Origin of the sequence: Streptomyces sp. URMC 124, from assembly GCF_051386455.1 — a bacterium.
In the GTDB taxonomy this organism is placed as follows: Bacteria; Actinomycetota; Actinomycetes; order Streptomycetales; family Streptomycetaceae; genus Streptomyces.
The window spans coordinates 1-254 of the sequence record NZ_JBPQTS010000545.1; the positions used below are offsets into that span (position 1 = coordinate 1).

Consider the following 254-nt stretch of genomic DNA (forward strand, 5'->3'; position numbering starts at 1 on the left):
ATAATAGATTTTAAATTTATTCCATGGTATCCTTAAAGAGTAAATTATAACCATTTATTTGAAAGGGTGATTCTAATGACAACAGAAGCCATCTTTCAAACACAACTGATTCAAAAAGCATGGGAGGATCCTAGCTTTAAAGCAAAGCTAGTCAGAGATCCGAAATCAGCGATCCAGGAAGTACTTGGCGTGCGAATCCCCGACCACATTGAAGTAAGAACGCTCGAAGAGCAGCCCAATGAGCTGTACCTGGT

1 protein-coding gene is annotated in these 254 nt (G+C 39.8%); it reads left to right on the plus strand.

Features of this window, described 5'->3' with window-relative positions:
* Positions 1 to 75 precede the first annotated feature (75 nt).
* The coding region (locus ACSNOG_RS33640) for an NHLP leader peptide family RiPP precursor (protein ID WP_436756461.1) at positions 76 to 254 on the plus strand (179 nt) is incomplete at its 3' end.